Source organism: Endozoicomonas sp. ALE010 (genome assembly GCF_049310165.1).
Classification (GTDB): Bacteria; Pseudomonadota; Gammaproteobacteria; order Pseudomonadales; family Endozoicomonadaceae; genus Endozoicomonas.
Map to the genome: position 1 here is coordinate 1 of NZ_JBLYNV010000179.1, position 1,664 is coordinate 1,664.

1 protein-coding gene is annotated in these 1,664 nt (G+C 54.9%); it reads left to right on the forward strand.

The window, feature by feature from the left end:
* Positions 1-1,664: DUF1601 domain-containing protein (locus ACO6UY_RS24615; RefSeq protein WP_422491687.1), on the forward strand; the 1,664-nt coding region annotated here is incomplete at both ends.

The following is a 1,664-nucleotide window of genomic DNA, read 5'->3' on the forward strand; positions in this document are numbered from 1 at the left end:
ATAAGCCCATGGATGAGCGTGTTCAGCTCACTCAAGCTACCTTATTGTCCACTCTGCTTGATGCAATAATATTCAAGTGCAACCAAAAACCTGAAGCCAAGGATATTGATGCCCAGGGTATCGCCAACCTGCTGTGGGCCACGGCGAAACTGGTGGACATCGGGCAGGAGCCGACACCAGAGCTCAAAAAGGCTGTGGCCGCGCTGTTGCCCCACGTGAACACACAGAAAGCTCACTTTAAACCACAGGAAATCGCCAACCTGCTGTGGGCCATCGCGAAACTGATGGACAGCGGGCAGGAGCCGACACCAGAACTCAACAAAGCCGTTGCCACGCTGTTGCTCCTCGTGAACACACAGAAAGCTAACTTTAAACCACAGGGTATCGCCAACCTGCTCTGGGCCATGGCAAAACTGGTGGACAACGGCCAGGCTCGGTCACCTGGGCTCAACGAGGCCGTGGCCGCGCTATTGCCCCACGTGAACGCACAAACAGACCAATTTATTCCTCAGCATATCGCCAACCTGCTCTGGGCCATGGCGAAACTGGTGGATAACGGGCAGGAGCAAACACCAGAAATCAAAGAGGCCGTGGCCACGCTGTTGCCCCACGTGAACGTACAGAAAGACCAATTTAATGCCCAGGATATCGCCAACCTGCTGTGGGCCATGGCGAAACTGGTAGACAACGGGCAGGAACGGACACCAGAACTCAAAGAGGCTATGGTCGCCCTGCTACCCCGCGTGAACATACAGAAAGCCCACTTTAAACCACAGGAAATCGCCAACCTGCTGTGGGCCGTAGCAAAACTGGTGGACAACGGTCAGGAGCGGACACCAGAGCTCAACGAGGCCGTGGCCGCGCTGTTGCTCCACGTGAACATACAGAAAGCTCACTTTAACCCACAGCAAATCGCCAACCTGCTGTGGGCCGTAGCAAAACTGGTGGACAACGGTCAGGAGTGGACGCCAGAGCTCAACGAGGCCGTGGCCGCGCTGTTGCCCCACGTGAACATACAGAAAGCTCACTTTAAACCACAGGAAATCGCCAACCTGCTGTGGGCCATGGCGAAACTGGTGGGCAACGGGCAGGAGCAGACACCAGGGCTCAAAGAAGCCGTAGCCGAGCTGTTGCCCTTCGTGAGCGCACTGAAAGGCCGGTTTAATGCCCAGAGTATCGCCAACCTGCTGTGGGCCATGGCGAAACTGGTGGACAACGGACAGAAGCAGACACCAGGTCTCAACGAGGCCGTGACCGCACTGTTGTCCCACGTGAACGCACAGAAAGCTAACTTTAAACCACAGGAAATCGCCAACCTTCTGTGGGCCATGGCGAAACTGGGTGAGTTCGTTGAGCTGAACGTGGTTACATCCACGTTCGAGTCGCTGGTCTACCGAATCAGTGAAAACCATCAGCTCTCTCAGAAAGCCATATTGATGTCTCTCTGGGGAGTAATGGTCTGCTGTGCCAGGCTGTGTCTGGTCGCCAATGCCAATAAAAATCACGTGCTTGAAAAGCCCATGGATGACCTGTTTACCCGACTGGAAAATACATTCCTGCACAATGAAGAGGATCAACGCACCATTGCCCAGGCCGCAAGTTGGCTTGGCAGAGCGTGTCCGGTCGTCCCCCATTACCATGCAATCGTTTCAAAACGTCAATCC